We start from the raw sequence: 17,985 nt of genomic DNA on the forward strand, positions 1-17,985 counted from the left end.
ACGTCGTTCTCCGGCTACAGGGAAACCGGAAAGAACTCATTGGCCCAGCCAGTCAACTCTCATCAAGCATCGTCAAGCGGCTTCGAGCACGAGCAATTGCGCACCGTCCGCCACCTGGTCGCCTACGCCGTACAAAACTTCGGTCACCTTACCAGCCGCCGGTGCGCCGATCGTGTGCTCCATCTTCATCGCTTCCATGACGATGAGCGGCGTGCCTTTTTCGACCACGGCGCCCGGCTCCACCAGCACGGCGATCACCTTGCCCGGCATGGGCGCGGTCAGGCGGCCCTCCCCGTGCTCCGCGTCGGCGGCGTGCGCGAGCAGGTTCTGCCACTCGAACGCCATTGCCGTGCCGAGGCAGAACACATGAAACACGTCGCCGTCGATGAATACGCGACCCTTTACGTGCTTGTCGCCGATGGTCGCGCCGTATTCGTCCGCGCCGTCGCCGCGCCACCACGTGTAACGCGCCGTGTGGCCCGCATAGGCTAGCGTCTGTTCGCTCCCGTCATGCGTATGCGCCACGGCGAACGCCGTGTCGCTTTCGACGTCGCGCCACGCAAGCGATTGCGAAAAGCCGCTATTCAAGCGCCAATGCGAAAGCGACTGCCACGGCGACGTGCCCGTCGTCAGCCCACCCTCGCGGCCAAGCAGCGCCGCGCACGCGAGCGCAAGCGCTTCGCGAACCGGCTTCTGCTGCGGCGAGAACAAGGCGTCGTGGTTGCGCTCGATCAGGCCCGTGTCGAGATCGGCGCTCGCAAACGGCTCACAGGTCACGAGCCGGTGCAGAAACTCGACGTTCGTATGCGGCCCCACCACCTCGCACGCTTCGAGAGCACGCTCCATGCGTGCCAGTGCGTCGTCACGCGTCGCGCCGTGCACGATCAGCTTGGCGATCATCGGATCGTAGAACGGCGTAATGGTGTCACCCTCACGCACGCCGCTGTCGATGCGCACGCTCGCGCGCTGACCCGCGTCGCCGAGCCGGAACTCAACGCCCTCGGGCATGCGCAGATGCTTGAGCGTGCCTGTGGAGGGCAGGAAGCCGCGCGCCGGGTTTTCCGCGTAAATGCGCGCTTCGAGTGCATGGCCCGTGATCGAAAGCTGCGACTGCCCGAGCGGCAGCGGCTCGCCCGCGGCCACGCGCAATTGCCATTCAACGAGGTCGAGGCCCGTGATCATTTCCGTCACGGGGTGCTCGACCTGCAGGCGCGTGTTCATCTCCATGAAGTAGAAGTCGGCGCCCGTCATGATGAATTCGACGGTGCCCGCACCCTCGTAATGGACCGCACGCGCCGCGGCCACGGCCGCCTCGCCCATGGCGCGGCGCACGTTGTCGGCCAGGCCCGGCGCGGGCGCCTCTTCGAGCACTTTCTGGTGACGGCGCTGCACCGAGCAGTCGCGATCGAACAGGTAGACCGCGCCGCCGTGCTTGTCGGCGAACACTTGTACTTCAACGTGGCGCGGCCGCGTGAGGTACTTCTCGATCAACACGCGATCGTTGCCGAAGCTGCTTGCCGCCTCGCGCTTGCACGAAGCGAGCGCCGCCGCGAAGTCCTCGCTGCGCTCGACCACGCGCATGCCCTTGCCGCCGCCGCCCGCGCTTGCTTTGAGCAGCACGGGGTAGCCCATTGCATCCGCCTCGCGCTGCAGGAGCGCGGGGTCCTGGTCGTCGCCGTGATAGCCCGGCACGAGCGGCACGGCCGCCGCATGCATCAGCGCCTTCGCTGCCGCCTTCGAGCCCATGGCGGCGATTGCCTCGACCGGCGGCCCGATAAAGGCGATGCCCGCTGCTTCGCATGCGCGGGCAAAGTCTTCGTTCTCCGAAAGAAATCCATAGCCGGGGTGAATGGCCTGAGCGCCCGTGGCGCGTGCGGCTTCGATAATGCGCTCAAAGCGCAGATAGCTTTGCGCGGCGGCCGCTTCGCCGATATGCACGGCTTCGTCGCAGGCCGCGACGTGCTTGGCGTTCGCGTCGGCGTCCGAGTACACGGCCACGCTCTTCACGCCGAGCCGCCTGCACGTAGCCGCAACCCGGCATGCGATCTCGCCGCGGTTGGCGATCAGGATTTTGTTGAACATGTGCTGTCCTCGCTTCGTTTCCTGCTTCTTGCCTTATTGATCGCGCCAGCGCGGCGTGCGCTTTTCAAGGAACGACGAGACGCCGTCGCGCCCCTGCTCGCTCGCGCGAATACGCGCGATACGAACGGCGGTGTCTTCGATCAACGCGTTGTCGATCGTTTGGCCCGCGACGTCCTGCACGAGCTGCTTGCACTCGCGCACGGCGTTCGGGCTGTTCGTGCAAAGCGTTTCGGTAATGCGTTGCACCGTCGCGTCGAGTGCTTGCGCACTCACGGCTTCGCTCACGAGGCCAAGCCGCTGCGCGGTGGCGCAGTCGAAGGCTTCGGCGGTGACGAAGTAGCGGCGCGATGCCTGCTCGCCAAGCGCGCGGATCACGTAAGGCGCGATCGTGGCGGGCATGAGGCCGAGGCGCGCTTCGGAAAGGCAGAAGTGTGCGGTTTCCACGGCTACGACGATATCCGCCGCGCAAACGAGACCCATGCCGCCCGCATAGGCGTCGCCATGCACGCGTGCGACGACCGGCTTCGGGCAGCGATAGACCGCCGAGAGCATTTGCGCGAGACGCATGGCGTCGGCGCGATTCTCCTCGTCGGAATAGCCGGCCATCTTGCGCATCCAGTTCAGGTCCGCGCCTGCGCAAAAGGCCTTGCCATTGCCGGCGAGCACGATCGCGCGCACGTTGTCGTGAGCGCCGAGCGCCGTGAATGCCGCCGTGACGTCCGCGATCATCGTCTCGTTGAACGCGTTACGCACGTCCGGGCGATTGAGCGTGACAGTCGCCACGTGCCCGACGATGTCTACGGTGAGCGTTTCGTATTGCATGGTTCTCGTCCTCAATGCATCACATGCGGAACACGCCGAAGCGCGTCTCTTCGATCGGCGCATTCATCGTGGCGGAAAGGCCGAGGCCGAGCACGTCGCGCGTTTGCGCCGGGTCGATCACGCCGTCGTCCCAAAGGCGTGCGCTCGCGTAGTACGGATGGCCCTGCACCTCGTATTGATCGCGAATCGGCTGCTTGAATGCATTTTCTTCTTCGGCGCTCCACGTGCCGCCCTTCGCTTCGATGCCGTCGCGGCGCACCGTGGCGAGCACGGATGCGGCCTGCTCGCCGCCCATCACCGAAATGCGCGCGTTCGGCCACATCCACAGGAAACGCGGCGAATACGCGCGGCCGCACATGCCGTAATTGCCTGCGCCGAACGAGCCGCCAATGATGACCGTGAATTTCGGCACCTTGGCCGTGGCCACCGCCGTCACCATCTTCGCGCCGTTGCGCGCAATACCTTCGTTCTCGTACTTGCGGCCCACCATGAAGCCCGTGATGTTCTGCAGGAACACGAGCGGAATCTTGCGCTGGCAGCACAGCTCAATGAAGTGCGTGCCCTTCAGCGCCGATTCGGAGAACAGAATGCCGTTGTTCGCGATGATGCCGACCGGGTGGCCCCAGATGTGCGCGAAGCCGGTCACGAGCGTGGTGCCGTAGCGTGCCTTGAACTCGTCGAAAGCCGAGTCGTCGACGATGCGGGCGATCACCTCGCGCACGTCGAACGGCTTGCGCGTATCGACGGGAATCACGCCGTAGAGGCTTTTCGCGTCGAAGCGCGGCGGCAGCGGTTCGCGCAGCACAACAGGCGGCGTTTTCGTGCGGTTCAGATTGCCGACGATCGAACGCGCAATCGCCAGCGCGTGGGCGTCGTTCTGCGCGAGATGGTCGACCACGCCGGAAAGACGCGTATGGACGTCGCCGCCGCCCAGGTCCTCGGCGCTCACTTCCTCGCCCGTCGCCGCCTTTACGAGCGGCGGGCCGCCAAGGAAAATCGTGCCCTGGTTCTTCACGATGATCGACTCGTCGCTCATGGCCGGCACATAGGCGCCGCCAGCCGTGCACGAGCCCATCACCACGGCGATCTGCGGAATACCCTGCGAAGACAGATTCGCCTGGTTGTAGAAAATGCGGCCGAAGTGATCGCGGTCCGGGAACACCTCGTCCTGGTTCGGCAGGTTGGCGCCGCCCGAATCGACGAGATACACGCACGGCAGGTTGTTTTCCTGCGCGATTTCCTGTGCGCGCACGTGCTTCTTCACCGTGACCGGATAGTACGTGCCGCCCTTCACCGTGGCGTCGTTGCAAACGATCACGCACTCCTGGCCGGCAATGCGGCCAATGCCCGTGATGATGCCCGCGCCCGGCGCGTCGTCGTTGTACATGCCGTAAGCCGCGAGTTGCGAGAACTCCAGAAACGGCGTGCCCGGATCGAGCAGTTGCGCAATGCGATCGCGCGGCAGCAGTTTGCCGCGCGAGAGGTGCTTGTCGCGCGCGGCCTCGCCGCCGCCGAGCGAAAGCTTCTGGATCTTCTCGCGCAGGTCCGCGACGAGCGCTTCGAGTGCCGCGGTATTGGCCTTGAAGTCTTCCGAGCGCGGATTGAGCTTCGATTCGATGACCGGCATCCCGTCCTCCCTTGATTAACCTGAGTTGCCTGGGATTACATCGTTTCCGCGAACAGCTCGCGGCCGATCAACATGCGGCGAATCTCGCTCGTGCCCGCGCCGATTTCGTAGAGCTTCGCGTCGCGCCAGAGACGCCCCACCGGATACTCGTTGATATAACCATTGCCGCCGAGAATCTGAATGGCTTCGCCCGCCATCCACGTGGCCTTTTCCGCGGTGTAGAGAATCACACCCGCGCAGTCCTTGCGCACCTGGCGCACGTGGTCCTTGCCGAGCGTGTCGAGCTGGCGGCCCACTGCGTAGAGATATGCGCGGCACGCCTGGTACGTCGTGTAGAGATCGGCAACCTTGCCCTGAATGAGCTGGAATTCGCCGATGGCCTGGCCGAACTGCTTGCGGTCGTGGATGTACGGCACCACGGCGTCCATGACCGCGGCCATGATGCCCGTGGGGCCGCCCGCAAGCACGGCGCGCTCGTAGTCGAGGCCGCTCATCAGCACCTTCACGCCACCGTTGAGCTGGCCCAGGATGTTCTCTTCGGGCACTTCCACGTCCTGGAACACTAGTTCGCCCGTATGCGAGCCGCGCATGCCGAGCTTGTCGAGCTTCTGCGCAACCGAAAAGCCCTTCATGCCTTTCTCGACGATGAACGCCGTAATGCCGCGCGACCCTGCTTCGGGGTCGGTTTTCGCATAGACCACCAGCGTGTCGCAATCCGGGCCGTTGGTGATCCACATCTTCGTGCCGTTGAGCACGTAGCGGTCGCCCTTCTTTTCCGCGCGCAGCTTCATGCTCACGACGTCCGAACCCGCGTTCGGCTCGCTCATGGCGAGCGCGCCGATGTGTTCGCCCGAAACGAGCTTCGGCAGGTACTTGCGCTTTTGCGCCTCGGTGCCGTTGCGATGAATCTGGTTCACGCACAGGTTCGAATGCGCACCGTATGACAGGCCGACCGAGGCGGACGCGCGCGAGATTTCCTCCATCGCGACCATGTGAGCCGTGTAGCCCATGTTCGCGCCGCCGTATTCCTCCGAAACCGTCATGCCGAGCACGCCCAGGTCGCCGAACTTGCGCCAGAGGTCCATCGGGAACTGGTCGGTGCGGTCGATTTCGCCCGCGCGCGGCGCGATTTCCTTCGCCGCAAAGCCGGCGATGCTGTCGCGCAGCATTTCGACTTCTTCGCCAAGCGGGAACTGCAAACCGGGTACGTTGCTCATGTGTGTCTCCAGAGAATCTCGGTCCGGGCGGTGCTTCGCCCCATGGACGCCCATTTCACGCCACATTTACGTTAACGTCAATAGGTATTTCTGAGTGACGCTCAAGTTGTCATGCAGATGAAATTTCCTTGTCTGGCGGCGATTCTTTCGTAGATAATGAATTCCACCCTGACGTAAATTGAATCAAGCTCAACATGGAAGCCGTTGCCCGGAAAGCCGTCCTGCCCGCCTCGCGCCGCCAGCCGGCGGGCCGCAAGTCGCAGCAGCGCGTGCGGGAAATCCTGCAAGCGGGTCGCGAGGTGTTCTCGGAAAAAGGGTACGCACGCGCCACCACGGCCGAGATCGCCCAGCGCCTCGGTGTGTCCGAGGCAACGGTGTTCAGTTACTTTCGGGGCAAACGGGAGTTGTGCGCGCGCGTGATCGGCGACTGGTATGACGAATCGATCGCCGCGATCGAAGGCGGCCTGCCGCGCGACGGCACCGTGCGCCAGCAGTTTGCATTCATCGTGCGCATGCATCTGCAGTTGATGCTGGAGAGCGGCACCGGCATCTGCGAACTGGTGCTCTCGGAAGGCCGCACGCGCCACCACGATCTGAGCGACGCGCTCACGGAAATGCAGCGCCGCTACACGGCGCCGCTCATGCGGGTGCTCGCGCGCGGCCAGGAAAACGGCCAGATCCGCAACGACCTGCCGCTGCGGCTGCTGCGTTCTCTGGTGTTCGGGCCCATGGAGCACGTGCTGTGGGACGCGACGCTCGCCAACCGCCGCACGGACATCGACGCCACGGCCGAACGGCTCGTGGATGCGCTCTGGTCGGCCCTGCAGCCGCCCAACCTCGAACTCGCCGCGCTAGCGCAATTCAGCCAGGACGTGGGTGAAGCGGTGCGCCGGCTCGAGCGCGAACGCGCCGCGCGCTAGCCGGCGCGCCGCTTCGCACACAGGTTGGCCAGCCATCAAACCGCCGCTTCGTCGGCCACGCGCGCGCATAGCGAAGCGGGGTCGAGCAGCATCAGCGTGCCCTTGCCCGGCAGTTCCACGGCTTCGCGCATGTCGTTGCGCACGCACGCGCCTTCGCTGCGCGTGAACGACTGCGGCAACGCGAGCTGGGCCGAACCGGTCAGCGTCACGATATCTTCGACCGAATCGACAAGCAGTCCGTATTTTTCACGCTCGTATTCGACAATCAGCACCTTCGCGCGCGCGAGATCCTCATACGGCGGCATGCCGTACATCGCGCGCACGTCGATCACGGTCACGAGCACGCCGCGCAGGTTGAGCATGCCGCGCACGACGCCGGGCAGCCCCGGCGTATGCACGATGTCGTCGCGATAGTCGATTACCTCGCGCAACTGGGCGATGCGCACGCCGATCAACTGGCCGATGCGGAACGTAACGAGCGTTTGCCGCGTGCCTGCACCGCGCTTTTGCGCCGCCTGCGTCAGAGCGTTGCGATACAGATCGCGATGACCCGCCGCGAGCGCCACGACACGCTCGTTGGCAAACAGCGCGTCGGCGTTCATGAGCAGCACGCCCGCGCCATCTTCTTCGGCCGCCAGATAACCCGCGAACAGCGAGCGCTGCGCATTGCCGCCGTAAGCCGGCATGGGCAGCAGGTCTTCTTCGCGGTATGCAACGATGCTCGCCACTTCGTCCACCAGCATGCCGAAATGCAGGTCGTTGCGATGAAGCACGACAATGCGCCGCTCGTCCACACGCGCCTCGTCGCCGCTCGCGCGCGCGAAGCCCAGCAGCGCGCTGAAATCGAGCACGGGAATCGTCGCGCCGCGCAGGTTCAGCATGCCGATGCATACCTCGTTGGCGAGCGGCGACTGCTGCAAGGCCGGCACGCGGATAATTTCCTGGATCGCGTCCATCGGCAGCGCGAGCGCCGTGGCGCCCACCTTGAACGACACATTCTGGCGGCGTTGCCCCTGGTGCGCACGCCGCTCGGCCGCGCGCGGCGCCGTTTGCGCGAGCTGCGGCATGTCGCGCAAACTGAGCAGCACCGCGGGCGCGAGCACCTGCAGAATGCGCTCGCCGCCGTCGAGCTTGAGCACCGCGCCAATCGCCATGGGCGGGCTGCCCTCGGGCACGTCGAGCGTGATGACCTGCTCGCGCGGCACACGCAAAATTTCGCCCGTCGCGTCGAACAGCAGCCCTACGCGTACGCCGCCGGATTCGACAATGGCGACCTTGCGCGCCGCGCTCGTGCTCTCGGCGTTCAAACGCAGCAGCTGCCGCAGATCGACCACGGGAATCAGCGTGCCGCGCAGGTTGAAAAGCCCGAGCAAATACGACGGTGCAAGCGGGATCGCTGTGAGCGTCTCGGGCGGATTGACGACCTCCTGCAAGGCGGACACCGGCAGCGCCAGTTCGGTGCCCGCCAGATGGAACGAGCCGTACAGTTCCACGTTCGGGCCGGCTGCAAGCGTGCGTAGACTCATCGAGTGACTCCTTGTTCCGGCAACTGCGAGGGCATCGCAGAGGACTTCGGCTCGAGCGAGCGCGAGAAGTGGCGCACAGCATAGTGATGCTGCTCGCAGTCGATGCTCAGCTGGCGACCGCACTCGCCGCCCACGTCGACATGCACGAGTTTCAGCCGCGCGTCGGCCAGCATCTGGCGCGCAATACGAACGTTTAGCTCTCCGATCGGTTCGTGAATTGTCGTGCGATGGTGCATCATGTTCGCGCCCCCCGCGAGCACAGCCTCGATATCGCCTTCGCGGGCCTCGTGGGCGTGCATCATGGCGAGCAGTTTCGGCAACGCTTCGATCACGTACTTCGCGCCATTGCCGGCCTGCGGAGCACCGGCGACCCGTGCGCCTCCCGTGGGCTCGGGCAACAGACAATGGGCTAACCCGTATGTCGCGCGCGAGCGCCACAGGAGCCCGATGCCCACGCACGACCCCAGCGTCGCGCGCAGGATTTTCCCTTCCTCGCCGCTGCTCACGGCGATTTCACACATTCGCACCTGCACGTCACGCTGGATGCTCATGTTCACGTACCTCGTTGCGATAGATGAGCGGCTGTTCGAAGACGAATCCCGCTGCGACGCGGCTCAGCGATTCGGACTCGCCCACGATCAGCACGGCGCCCGGCCGCATCGCCCGCCGCACGTTGGCGAGCACGGCCTTCTGGCCTTCGAGATCGAAATAGATCAGGACATTGCGCAACAGGACCAGATCGAACTGGCCGAGATCGCGCGGCACGTCGTAGAGGTTGTGACGGCGAAAGCTCACGTGCGTGCGCAAGGCCTCGTTCACGCTGATGCCCGCCGCGTCGCTGCGGAAATACCGCTGCACGAGTTCCGGCCGCTGCTGGCGCAGGCTCTCCATGCTGCGGCCGGCATAGTGTCCGGCGCGTGCACTCGCAAGAATGCCGTCGGAGATATCGGTGCCGACGATCGCATAGCGTAGCGAGGGATGCAGCAAGCGCAACTCCTCGCAGAGCATGGCCGTTGTCCACGCCTCCTCGCCACTCGACGCTGCAGCCGACCAGACGCGCAAGGGCTCGCCCTTGCGCTGTGCTGCCCATCGCGGCAGGAATTCGCCCGCCAGATACTCCCAGATGCGGGGCGTGCGAAAGAACGACGTTTCGTTCGTCGTGACGAGATCGATGAAGTCGCGCACCTCGTCCGAGCTGCCGTCGAGCAAGCGCAAATAATCGCCATAGTCGGGCAGCCCGAGCGTCATGATGCGGCGGCGCAAGCGGCCCTTGAGCATGGTCCACTTGCGCTCGTTCATCGCGATGCCGGTATGCCGGCGCACCTTCTCGAACAGCGCGTTACGCACCGACAATTCGGCATCCTGATCGATATCCACTGCAACCTCCAGACTTCACACCACGAAGCGCGCCACCGTCGTGTCGAGACCCACCGCCCCGCCCTTGAGCGACGCCGCCGCGCGCGCGATCGTGTCGCATGCACCCGCCGACTTCTCGGTTTCCTCGGCTACCTGCTGAATCGCGGCGCTCACCTCGCGGGCCGCAATGAGCTGCTCGTCCGCGCCGCAGGAGATTTCCGAAATGGCCTGGGTCGTGCGGCTCACGCCGGCCACGATCTTCTCGAACGCTTCGCCCGCCTGCTTCGAAATTTCGCTGCCCTGCGCAACGCGTTTCACCGACTCGTTGATGAGCTTCGAGATTTCCTTCGTCGCTTGCGAAGAGCGTTCCGCCAGCTTGCGCACTTCATCGGCGACCACGGAGAAGCCGAGGCCGTGCTCGCCCGCGCGCGCCGCTTCGATCGCCGCGTTGAACGCGAGCAGATTGGTCTGGCTGGCGATCTCGCCAATCACCTTGATGATCTCGCCGATATCCTCCGACGAGCGGTTGATCAACTCCATCGCCTCGATCGATCGCGTCACGGCCTTCGCGCCGCGCTCCGCTTCCTGTTGCGTGTCCTTGGCGAGCTGGTCGGCGCCCCGTGAGTTGTCGGCGATCGAGTTGATGGAGGCCGTGAGTTCTTCGATCGATGCGTTCATTTCCTCGACCGTCGCGCCGAGCAGTTGTGCGCCGCTCGCCACGGTGTCCGCGCGCGCGGCGATGTCCTGCGAAGAGTCCTTGAAGGTGCCCGCCGATTCGACCACCTTGCCGATCACGCCCGCGAGGTCGCTCATCATGCCCTTGATGCCGGCGGCCAGCTGGTCGATCGGCTCCTCGCCGGTGACCTCGACGTCGCCCGTGAGGTCGCCGGCGGCCGCGCGACTCACCACGCCGAGCAGCTTCTCGACCTTGCGCTGATCGTCCTGCGCGCGGCGCTGCACGCTCTCTTCCAGCTCGACCTGGGCGCTCACGTCGTTGGCGAACTTGATGACTTTGTAGAGCCGGCCATTCACGTCGAAGATCGGGTTATAGGTCGCCTGGATCCACACCACGCGGCCGCCCTTGGCGATGCGCTTGTAACGTCCCGCGTCGAACTCGCCGCGATTGAGCTTGGCCCAGAACTCGCGATAGTCGGGGCTGGCCGCGTACGCCTCCTCGCAGAACGTGCGGTGATGCTTGCCGAGAATCTCTTCGAGACGATAGCCGAGCGTGTCGAGGAAGTTCTGGTTCGCGTGCAGCACGACACCGCCCGTGTCGAACTCGATCACGGCCTGGGCCTTGTCGATGGCGCGCAGACGCCCTTCGTATTCCGCGTGCTGCTGCTTGGCGGCGGTGATATCGGTGGCGAACTTGATGACCTTGTAGGGCCGGCCGTTTTCGTCGATCACCGGGTTGTATGACGCGTTGATCCAGATCTCGCGGCCGCCGCGCCCTACGCGCCGGTATTCGCCGCGGTCGAACTCGCCGCGGCCAAGCCGGTCCCAGAACTGCCGATAAGCCTCGGTACGCACATAATCAGGATCGCAGAACATCCGGTGATGCTTGCCACGCACTTCCTCGAGCGTATAGCCGAGCGTCGCGAGGAAATTCTCATTGGCGTGAAGAATGGTGCCTTGAAGGTCGAATTCAATGACTGCCTGAACACGATTTAGCGCTGCATTGACTGCGCTTAATTCGCGTAATTCGATCTGACGATCCGGTGTCGATTGTTCCATGGTCCTGCCCTCGTATTGGGTTCGCTTTCGATGCAAATCGGATTGCGGCGTGCCGCCGTCAGGTTCGGGCGATTTCTCTCGGATTTTTTATTTGGCGCTCGTGGCGCCTCGATGCTGCATCTCTTACCCGTGTTTTATCGGCTCACTATCTGGTTAACTTGACCAGGGGTTTGTGCTAAGGCAAACGTTTTCGTTCGGCCCCACGTTAGCCATCGCGCGATATTTTTTTCATGAGATACAGCTGCTTCAATTCCAATATTCATTTAATGAAAAATTGGTAATTGAAACGCCATTTCATGCAATCAATACTGAAAACGTTTTAGTTCCCATTTCCTCAGTTATTGAGTAATAAAAAAAGCGCACTTTACAGTGCGCTTTCGCTTTTAAAGTCGCCGCGTGCAACTAGCGATTCATGTATGCCACATAGGGACCCTTCCCACCGCCAGCGGAACGTGCGCCGTCGATCCCGTAGTAGACGCGCCGGCCCAGGAAGAACGGCAGGCCGAGATCGACCGTTTGAGCCATGTAAGCCGTGAGGTTGTTGAAGGCGAAATTGCTGGAAGCGAGTAGCGCGAACGCGTTGCCGATATTCACCGTCACGTTGTCGCTCACACCAGTGGAATCGTTCAGCACGACATTGCGCGTCCAGTCGACTGGCGGCGCGAAGAATCCGTTGTATTGCATGATCGAGCGGTCATCGAAGAACGTCGCGTTCGATCCGGAATCGATGAATCCGGCGACTGCCGTCGAGCCGCTGTACTTCGCGACAAAGTTGCCGTAGCTGTCCGTGGCCAGAACCGTCGCGCCGGCGCCGCTCAACGGGTTGTTCGCCTGGGTGTCGATGCCGAACGTGAGCGTGCCGTCCACCGCGCTCGCGCCAAGCGACGAGACCGCGGGCATATCGACAATGACGCCATTGTTGTCGATGGGAAACAGCGCGACGGGATTGATGATGTCCCCGCCCCCACCGCCTCCGCCGCAAGCAGTCAGGACGAAGCTCAGTACGAGCACCGAGATCCACGTGATTCTTTTCGTTGCGTCTCCCCGTTGCCTTACTGGATTTCGTCCGTGCTGAAGCCCTGCGGCAGCGCCGGTGGCAGCCAGGCTCGACCTGTCAGCGCACCCATATGACCACCCGACTCCACGACGAGATCGTCCTCGCGCAATGCGACCGGTCCATAGCCGCCGCCGCGCGCGGCGTGGGCGCTGGCGAGTCCTTTCTGCCACGCGGGGAAATAGCTGCCGAGCAGCGTTTCGAGCGATCCCACACGCGGGCCGCGCCACGAGAGCGCGAAGACGATGCCTTTCGCATCGAGGTATTCGCGAATCGTCGCGCCATTGGCAAGGGTCGAGGTATTGACGGTGTAGCGGGCGACGGCCGACTTGCCGGCTGCCATGAGACGGACGTCGGGCACGCTACGCACTCCGGCGTAGGTGGGTGTCCCCCCCAGCGCGGCCCACGCCGGCGACGCGGACAGCAGCGACATCGTGACAAGACAAGTAAGATTTTTCCTCATGTCGCAGTCCTTATTAATTATGTGAACGCACAGCGGCGCGCTGCAGCAGTGAGGCGCGGGAAGTCTATGTCAATCCAACGAAGGACCTGCATTCAGAAAATCGAAATGGCTTTTTCGATTTGTTGATGGCCACGGCAGGGCGCAAGCTGCAAGAAGATCGATATCCAATTGTTACAGCCGGGCGGCGCGCGCTCGCCCCTCGCTGCGGGCATTTGCGTGAAACATGGGCCACGAAGCCAGCCGTTGCACGCCGTTTGCGCTCCGGGAGAGCTTCGCGCCCCATAAACCTGCCAGCGTTTGTAACAACTCGAAAAATCGGCGCAACTCGCGTAATTGCATTGGTTCCGCCGATGTCTTAGCGTTCGATAATTGGCTGGCGCGCGCCGTTGCCCCAGCCTGCCCGTTTCTGGAGATCGTGTGTGAGAAGGTCGAAACTGTTTCTCGGGGCCGCAGCGGCCGCGCTTGTCGGCGTATGCGGGGTAGCACAGGCGGCGCGCGTCGGCGTGTTCATCGGCGGCGGTGTGCCGTATTACTACCCGGTCGCGCCCGTACCGTACTACTACGCGCCGCCCGTCATCGTCGCGCCGCCACAGGCGCCCGACTACATCGAGCAGGGGCAAGCCGGCGCCCCGATGGACCCGCAGCCGGGCCCCGGCGATGCAGTGGGCGAGCAGCAGGCAAACGCCGACACCTGGTACTACTGCGACGAGTCGAGAACCTACTATCCGTATGTAAAGCAATGCTCGTCGGGCTGGCGCGCGGTTCCCGCCCAGCCGGCGCCTTCGAACTGACCACCTTGACGATATCGAGCCGCAAATGAAATACACGTATCTCGCGCTACTCGCCGCCGCGGGGCTCCTGAGCGCATGCGCCGTGACGCCCACGGGGCCGAGCGTGATGGCCTTGCCCGGCACAGGCAAAACCTTCGACCAGTTCCGCGCCGACGACGCGAATTGCCGCCAATTCGCCTTCCAGCAGGTAGGCGGCGTCACCGCGAACCAGGCGGCGACCGGCGCAGGCCTCGGCAGCGCCGTGGTGGGCACGGCGCTCGGCGCGGCCGCGGGCGCGGCATTCGGCGGGGGCCAGGGGGCGGCCATCGGCGCGGGCGCGGGCCTGCTTGCCGGCAGCGCGGTCGGCATGGGCAACGCCCAGGGCTCCGCGTGGGACGTGCAGCGCCGCTACGACTACGCCTATCTGCAATGCATGTACGCCACCGGCAACCGCATACCAGCGCCCGGCAACATGACGATGTCGCAACCCCAGCAGTTCCAGGCGCCGCAGCAGCAATTCCAGACAGCGCCCCGCTATTTGCCGCCGCCCCCGCCGGGGTCGGCGCCTCCGCCGCCTAGCGGCTATTGAAGCGGTATTGACCGCATAAAAAGAACGCGGGACTTGGCGCATGCGCCAAGCCCCGCGTTTTGCTTTGGATGCCGAATCGCCCGATTCAGTGCGAATCGAGCTCGAGCGCCTTGCCGTTCCACACCACACGGTGCATTTCACCCGATTGCGGGTCGATCAGCGTCATCTGCTGTGCGGCGTGCACGGGATCGGGTTTCGCATCGCCGTCCGAGGCGGGCCTCGATTCGAGCAGCGGCTGCAACACAGGCGCAAGCGACTTCAGCAGTTGCACGGACAGCGCGCTCGTGAACGTGTAGCGCGCCGCATAAGGCTCGTGCACCCATGCCGTGAGCGTGCCGTAGAAGCGGTTGCCGATCACGAACACGAAGGTCGCGCTGCGGTTCACCTTGCGCGATTCGATCAGCCGCGCGCCCGGCGCGTACACGTTGAAGCGCTGGTCGCCGGTGCCGGTCTTGCCGTAGACCGGCAGCGTCTTGCCGTCGGGGAGCGTCATGCCCTCGGCAAGGCGCTTGGCCGTGCCGCCCTCCACCACCGCCGTCAGCAACTCGCGCACCACCTGCGAAATCTCGGGCGAAACCAGCGCTTGCGGCGGCGTGGACGCATGCACGAAGTGCGTCTCATAGGGTGTGCCGCGTGCAAAGTCGAGCGACTCGAAACTATGCGTCGGCAGCTTTTCGCCGTTGCTCGATATGAGGCCGATGAGCTGCGCGAGCGCCGCGGGCCGGTCGCCCGACGCGCCGATCGCCGCGCCATACGAAGGCGTGATGCTGTCGAACGGATAACCGAGCGAGCGCCAGGACTTGCCGATCGCGTCATAGGCGCGCAGTTCGATCATGTGGCGAATGCGCCGGTTCTGCGTGGCGTGGTACTTCGTCTTGAAGAGCCACGAGTAGGTATAAAGTCGCGTGTCGCGGCTCGCTTCCTGGACCTGCGCGAGCGTCGCATCCGGGTGCGTGCGCAAGTAATTCAGCAACCACAGTTCGAGCGGGTGAATGCCCGCAATATAGCCACGATCGTTGAGGTTGAATTTGTCGATTGCGTACTTGTCGTAGTAGCGCGCGAGGTCTTCGTCGTCGAGCCACTGGAACTTCGTGTTCTTGAGTTGCGCGCGCATCTGTGCGTCGAACCATGGCAACTGGCCGTCGGGCTTCGCGCTGCGCAGCACGGTCGCAATGCGCGCCGGGCCCTTGCGCGTGTGCTGCAGCAAAATCGCCAGCGCTTCGTCGTTGCTCTTGCCCGCGTAGCGCGTGTAGAAGCGCTTCATGTAGACCTGGCTTTCACCGTCGGCGAACTGCGTGAGAAAGCGCGTGCGCACGGCCGGGTCGTCGAGCCACTGCGCGGGCGGCCCCGAAGTCTGGATCATCTCGTAGTGAACGATGTCGCGCATGAGCCGCACGAACACCAGATTCACCGAATGCTGGAACGCGCGGTGCACCGTGAGAATCTGTGCGTTGTCGCTCGACTCGAAATTGTTGAAGCTCTGCGCGCCGCCGCCGGTGTAGAACGTCTCGCCCGGGTTGGCCGAATACTTGCGCTCCACGGCCGCTTCGAGCATGGCATGCAGCGAGCGGTCGGACGTTTTCGAGAGATAGTCGACGGCCCAGCGCGTGAGCGCGTCGCTCGGATCGATTTGCGGCAGCATCGCGCGCAACGACTTCACGTCATCGGCCGCGTACCGCGCGTGCAGTGCGCTCACGATCTGCAGATACGTCACGAGCGTGCGCAGCTTCGCTGTCGACCCCAGATTCAGCCGCGCACCCGAATTGATGTCGAATGGCTGGTTCACGCTGTCCGTTTGCACGCGCACGAGGTTTTCGCCGTTGCTGCGCTCGAACAGCGTGAAGCTATACGCGATCTTCGAAGGATCGTCGGAGGGGCGCAGCATCTCGAAGCCGACCAGACCCGCCTGGCGCGCGCCGTCCTTCGTCGCGGCGTCGGCAAGGCGCTCGCCCACGGCCTGCTGCACGCTGTCGACGAGCGTAGCCGTGGCGGTGAGATCGAGGCGGTCGAGGTCATAAAGCGTCTTCAGTCCGAGCGCCTGCATGAGTTGAGTGCGCAGCGTCAGCACCGCCTTGCGCTCCATGAATGACACCGGCGCGCGCTGCGACGGCTTCGAGCGGTCGAGCGAGAGTTGCGTGGCGAGCGCGGCGTCGCGCAACGCGGGCGTAATCACGCCGCCGGCGCCAAGCAGGCGGATGTAGCTGTCGGTCAGTTTCGCGAGCGCGTCGTTGTTCTTTTGCAGGAAATACGAAGGCGCGCGCTGGGCGATCAGCAGCGAGAGCACCTGGCGGAACGCCAGCGCCTGCGTGTCGAGCGACTCGGGCGTGAGCGGTGCGCGCAGGATCCGGTTGACGTCGCGGAAGTCGCGCCCATACCAGGCGGCGAGGCCGTCGCCAAGACCGTTGACTTCACCCACACCCGGCTTGGCGGAGAGCGGCACCGAATTCAGGTAGTGCACGAGAATCTGCTGGCGCGCAGGCATGGTCTGCGGGCCGTCCAGGTAAGCGCGCAGCGAAGCGGACGCGATCTGGCGCAGCTTCTCCGGCGGCGTCGAGGTACGGCCGCCCGACGAATGCCGGAACTTCTCGATCTGCGTGGCGAGCGTGCTGCCGCCCGGCGTTTGCTGATGCCGGTTCACGAGGCGCGCCCCCTGGTCGACGAGCGCGCGGCTAAAACGCCCCCAGTCGATGGCCGGGTTGCGGTTCGGCTGATCCGGGGCCAGCAGGTACTTGTCCTCGATGAAAAGCAGCGAGTCGCGCACCACGGGCGGCACCGCGTCGAAATTCTCGTAGGCGCGCTGCGGATAACGCGTATGGAACAGTGTCGCACCCGACGCGTCGCGCAGCACGATCCCGGCCTGATCCTTTTCTTCGAAGGGCAGGAAAAGCCCCTGGTCGGCCACGGCGAGCATGCGATCCGAATCGCGCGCCTGCGCCGCGATCGCGAAACCGCGTTCCGCAAGCCGGTTCGCGAAGGTGGGCAATTGCGCATAACCGAGCCGCACGTCGTACGGCCCGTTCGTGGTGGGAAAGCGGATGCTGTGGCTCGGCCCGTTCTCGACCGTATAGCCTATGTCACGCGTGAGTTCGGAAAGGTAGCGCGCCTGCAGACGCGACGTATCGATTTCGATCTGCACGATGCGCGCGATGATGACGAGGGCGGCCAGAAACGCGACGACGAATCCCCACTTGACCCACCTGAAAAGTGAGCCAGCGCCAGCGGCGCGAACAGGAAAGCGTACCGATGGGCGGTTCATGCGTATTCTCCTGACGTCACGTCAGATTTCCAGGCGGCACCCCTCAGATAGTCTATCTCTCTCCGTAGGATCTTGCGTGCCGCTATGTAGGGCTCCGCACGCTCGTCGCACTGCCGCAACACCTATGCCCGGTGCGTGACAGTTTTGCGGCATTTTGCGCGAGCCCCGTGGCACGGGAGATGCTCCCGATATAATGATTGACTGACTATTTGGTTGGATACCGGGAAATATGAAGAAGCTTGCCGTGCCCCTTGCCCTTTCGCTCACGCTCGGCGCGTGCGCGTGGTTTCAGAGCAACCCGGACGCGGGTCAGCCGGTCATCGATTCCACAACCAACCGGTCGGTCCAGGACGTGATCTCGTGCCTGACCGTGGAAGCCCAGCGTCACGGCGCCAGCTTTAGCACCTCGCCGCTGCCGCAAGGCCAGATGCTCGAGTTCGGCGACTCGAACGTCATCAAGGTTCGCACCGACAACGGCGCGACGACCTACCGCTATTACGCCGGCAAACGCCACGCCTCGAACCTGTGGATCGAGGGCGCGAGCAAAACCTGCGCGCCTTGAGCATTTG

15 protein-coding genes are annotated in these 17,985 nt (G+C 64.2%); 4 read left to right on the forward strand and 11 right to left on the reverse strand.

What is annotated here, in order from left to right:
• Window positions 1-72 precede the first annotated feature (72 nt).
• The 4 genes from U5A65_RS07525 to U5A65_RS07540 are packed head-to-tail and all read right to left on the reverse strand — an operon-like array spanning window position 73 to window position 5,748.
• Window positions 73-2,082 carry an acetyl/propionyl/methylcrotonyl-CoA carboxylase subunit alpha gene (locus U5A65_RS07525; protein WP_321945944.1) on the reverse strand — a complete coding sequence of 670 codons (2,010 nt, stop codon included), beginning with the start codon at window positions 2,080-2,082 and terminating at the stop codon, window positions 73-75.
• Between the two features lie 33 nt (window positions 2,083-2,115).
• Window positions 2,116-2,904, reverse strand: a complete 789-nt coding sequence (locus tag U5A65_RS07530; RefSeq protein WP_321945945.1) for an enoyl-CoA hydratase/isomerase family protein — start codon at window positions 2,902-2,904, stop codon at window positions 2,116-2,118.
• A 19-nt stretch (window positions 2,905-2,923) separates the two neighbouring features.
• Window positions 2,924-4,531, reverse strand: a complete 1,608-nt coding sequence (locus tag U5A65_RS07535; RefSeq protein ID WP_321911415.1) for a carboxyl transferase domain-containing protein — start codon at window positions 4,529-4,531, stop codon at window positions 2,924-2,926.
• A 35-nt stretch (window positions 4,532-4,566) separates the two neighbouring features.
• Entirely contained in the window at window positions 4,567-5,748 is a 1,182-nt protein-coding gene (locus U5A65_RS07540; protein ID WP_158759228.1) for an isovaleryl-CoA dehydrogenase, read from the reverse strand.
• 194 nt (window positions 5,749-5,942) lie between these two features.
• Here U5A65_RS07540 and U5A65_RS07545 point away from each other — a divergent pair, with 194 nt between their 5' ends.
• Window positions 5,943-6,668 (forward strand): TetR/AcrR family transcriptional regulator, encoded by a 726-nt coding sequence (locus tag U5A65_RS07545; protein WP_321945946.1) that lies wholly within the window; start codon window positions 5,943-5,945, stop codon window positions 6,666-6,668.
• A gap of 35 nt (window positions 6,669-6,703) precedes the next feature.
• Here the strand turns inward: U5A65_RS07545 and U5A65_RS07550 are convergent, their stop codons facing one another.
• The 6 genes from U5A65_RS07550 to U5A65_RS07575 all read right to left on the reverse strand — a co-directional run bounded on the left by U5A65_RS07550 (window position 6,704) and on the right by U5A65_RS07575 (window position 12,801).
• Window positions 6,704-8,194, reverse strand: coding sequence for a chemotaxis protein CheW (locus U5A65_RS07550; RefSeq protein WP_321945947.1), 1,491 nt, complete (start codon window positions 8,192-8,194; stop codon window positions 6,704-6,706).
• Window positions 8,191-8,745, reverse strand: a complete 555-nt coding sequence (locus tag U5A65_RS07555) for a chemotaxis protein CheD (RefSeq protein WP_321934110.1) — start codon at window positions 8,743-8,745, stop codon at window positions 8,191-8,193. Before U5A65_RS07555 ends, U5A65_RS07550 begins: the two co-directional genes overlap by 4 nt.
• Window positions 8,729-9,571, reverse strand: coding sequence for a protein-glutamate O-methyltransferase CheR (locus U5A65_RS07560; RefSeq protein ID WP_321911425.1), 843 nt, complete (start codon window positions 9,569-9,571; stop codon window positions 8,729-8,731). Before U5A65_RS07560 ends, U5A65_RS07555 begins: the two co-directional genes overlap by 17 nt.
• Window positions 9,572-9,586: 15 nt before the next feature.
• The gene (locus U5A65_RS07565; RefSeq protein ID WP_321945948.1) at window positions 9,587-11,284 is read right to left on the reverse strand and encodes a methyl-accepting chemotaxis protein; all 1,698 of its coding nucleotides are present in this window, start codon (window positions 11,282-11,284) and stop codon (window positions 9,587-9,589) included.
• Window positions 11,285-11,686: 402 nt separating this feature from the next.
• Window positions 11,687-12,295 carry a DUF3443 family protein gene (locus U5A65_RS07570; RefSeq protein ID WP_321911429.1) on the reverse strand — a complete coding sequence of 203 codons (609 nt, stop codon included), beginning with the start codon at window positions 12,293-12,295 and terminating at the stop codon, window positions 11,687-11,689.
• A 41-nt stretch (window positions 12,296-12,336) separates the two neighbouring features.
• The gene (locus U5A65_RS07575; RefSeq protein ID WP_321945949.1) at window positions 12,337-12,801 is read right to left on the reverse strand and encodes a DUF2844 domain-containing protein; all 465 of its coding nucleotides are present in this window, start codon (window positions 12,799-12,801) and stop codon (window positions 12,337-12,339) included.
• Between the two features lie 419 nt (window positions 12,802-13,220).
• Between U5A65_RS07575 and U5A65_RS07580 the strand changes: the two genes are divergently transcribed.
• Window positions 13,221-13,592, forward strand: coding sequence for a hypothetical protein (locus tag U5A65_RS07580; protein WP_321934105.1), 372 nt, complete (start codon window positions 13,221-13,223; stop codon window positions 13,590-13,592).
• A 25-nt stretch (window positions 13,593-13,617) separates the two neighbouring features.
• The gene (locus tag U5A65_RS07585; protein WP_321911432.1) at window positions 13,618-14,160 is read left to right on the forward strand and encodes a glycine zipper family protein; all 543 of its coding nucleotides are present in this window, start codon (window positions 13,618-13,620) and stop codon (window positions 14,158-14,160) included.
• 85 nt (window positions 14,161-14,245) lie between these two features.
• On the opposite strand, the gene U5A65_RS07590 is transcribed toward U5A65_RS07585, so the two are convergent.
• Window positions 14,246-17,416, reverse strand: a complete 3,171-nt coding sequence (locus U5A65_RS07590) for a transglycosylase domain-containing protein (protein ID WP_321945950.1) — start codon at window positions 17,414-17,416, stop codon at window positions 14,246-14,248.
• Window positions 17,417-17,645: 229 nt separating this feature from the next.
• On the opposite strand from U5A65_RS07590, the gene U5A65_RS07595 reads away from it, so the two are divergent.
• Window positions 17,646-17,978 (forward strand): hypothetical protein, encoded by a 333-nt coding sequence (locus tag U5A65_RS07595; protein WP_321945951.1) that lies wholly within the window; start codon window positions 17,646-17,648, stop codon window positions 17,976-17,978.
• The last annotated feature ends 7 nt before the right edge of the window (window positions 17,979-17,985 follow it).

Origin of the sequence: Paraburkholderia sp. J10-1, assembly GCF_905220165.1 — a bacterium.
GTDB lineage: Bacteria > Pseudomonadota > Gammaproteobacteria > Burkholderiales > Burkholderiaceae > Paraburkholderia.

Bases quoted from the DNA above. Each gene is read 5' to 3' on its own strand.
- U5A65_RS07525 (WP_321945944.1), bottom strand. From the start codon at position 2,082: ATGTTCAACAAAATCCTGATCGCCAACCGCGGCGAGATCGCATGCCGG.
- U5A65_RS07530 (WP_321945945.1), bottom strand. From the start codon at position 2,904: ATGCAATACGAAACGCTCACCGTAGACATCGTCGGGCACGTGGCGACT.
- U5A65_RS07535 (WP_321911415.1), bottom strand. From the start codon at position 4,531: ATGCCGGTCATCGAATCGAAGCTCAATCCGCGCTCGGAAGACTTCAAG.
- U5A65_RS07540 (WP_158759228.1), bottom strand. From the start codon at position 5,748: ATGAGCAACGTACCCGGTTTGCAGTTCCCGCTTGGCGAAGAAGTCGAA.
- U5A65_RS07545 (WP_321945946.1), top strand. From the start codon at position 5,943: ATGGAAGCCGTTGCCCGGAAAGCCGTCCTGCCCGCCTCGCGCCGCCAG.
- U5A65_RS07550 (WP_321945947.1), bottom strand. From the start codon at position 8,194: ATGAGTCTACGCACGCTTGCAGCCGGCCCGAACGTGGAACTGTACGGC.
- U5A65_RS07555 (WP_321934110.1), bottom strand. From the start codon at position 8,745: ATGAGCATCCAGCGTGACGTGCAGGTGCGAATGTGTGAAATCGCCGTG.
- U5A65_RS07565 (WP_321945948.1), bottom strand. From the start codon at position 11,284: ATGGAACAATCGACACCGGATCGTCAGATCGAATTACGCGAATTAAGC.
- U5A65_RS07575 (WP_321945949.1), bottom strand. From the start codon at position 12,801: ATGAGGAAAAATCTTACTTGTCTTGTCACGATGTCGCTGCTGTCCGCG.
- U5A65_RS07585 (WP_321911432.1), top strand. From the start codon at position 13,618: ATGAAATACACGTATCTCGCGCTACTCGCCGCCGCGGGGCTCCTGAGC.
- U5A65_RS07590 (WP_321945950.1), bottom strand. From the start codon at position 17,416: ATGAACCGCCCATCGGTACGCTTTCCTGTTCGCGCCGCTGGCGCTGGC.
- U5A65_RS07595 (WP_321945951.1), top strand. From the start codon at position 17,646: ATGAAGAAGCTTGCCGTGCCCCTTGCCCTTTCGCTCACGCTCGGCGCG.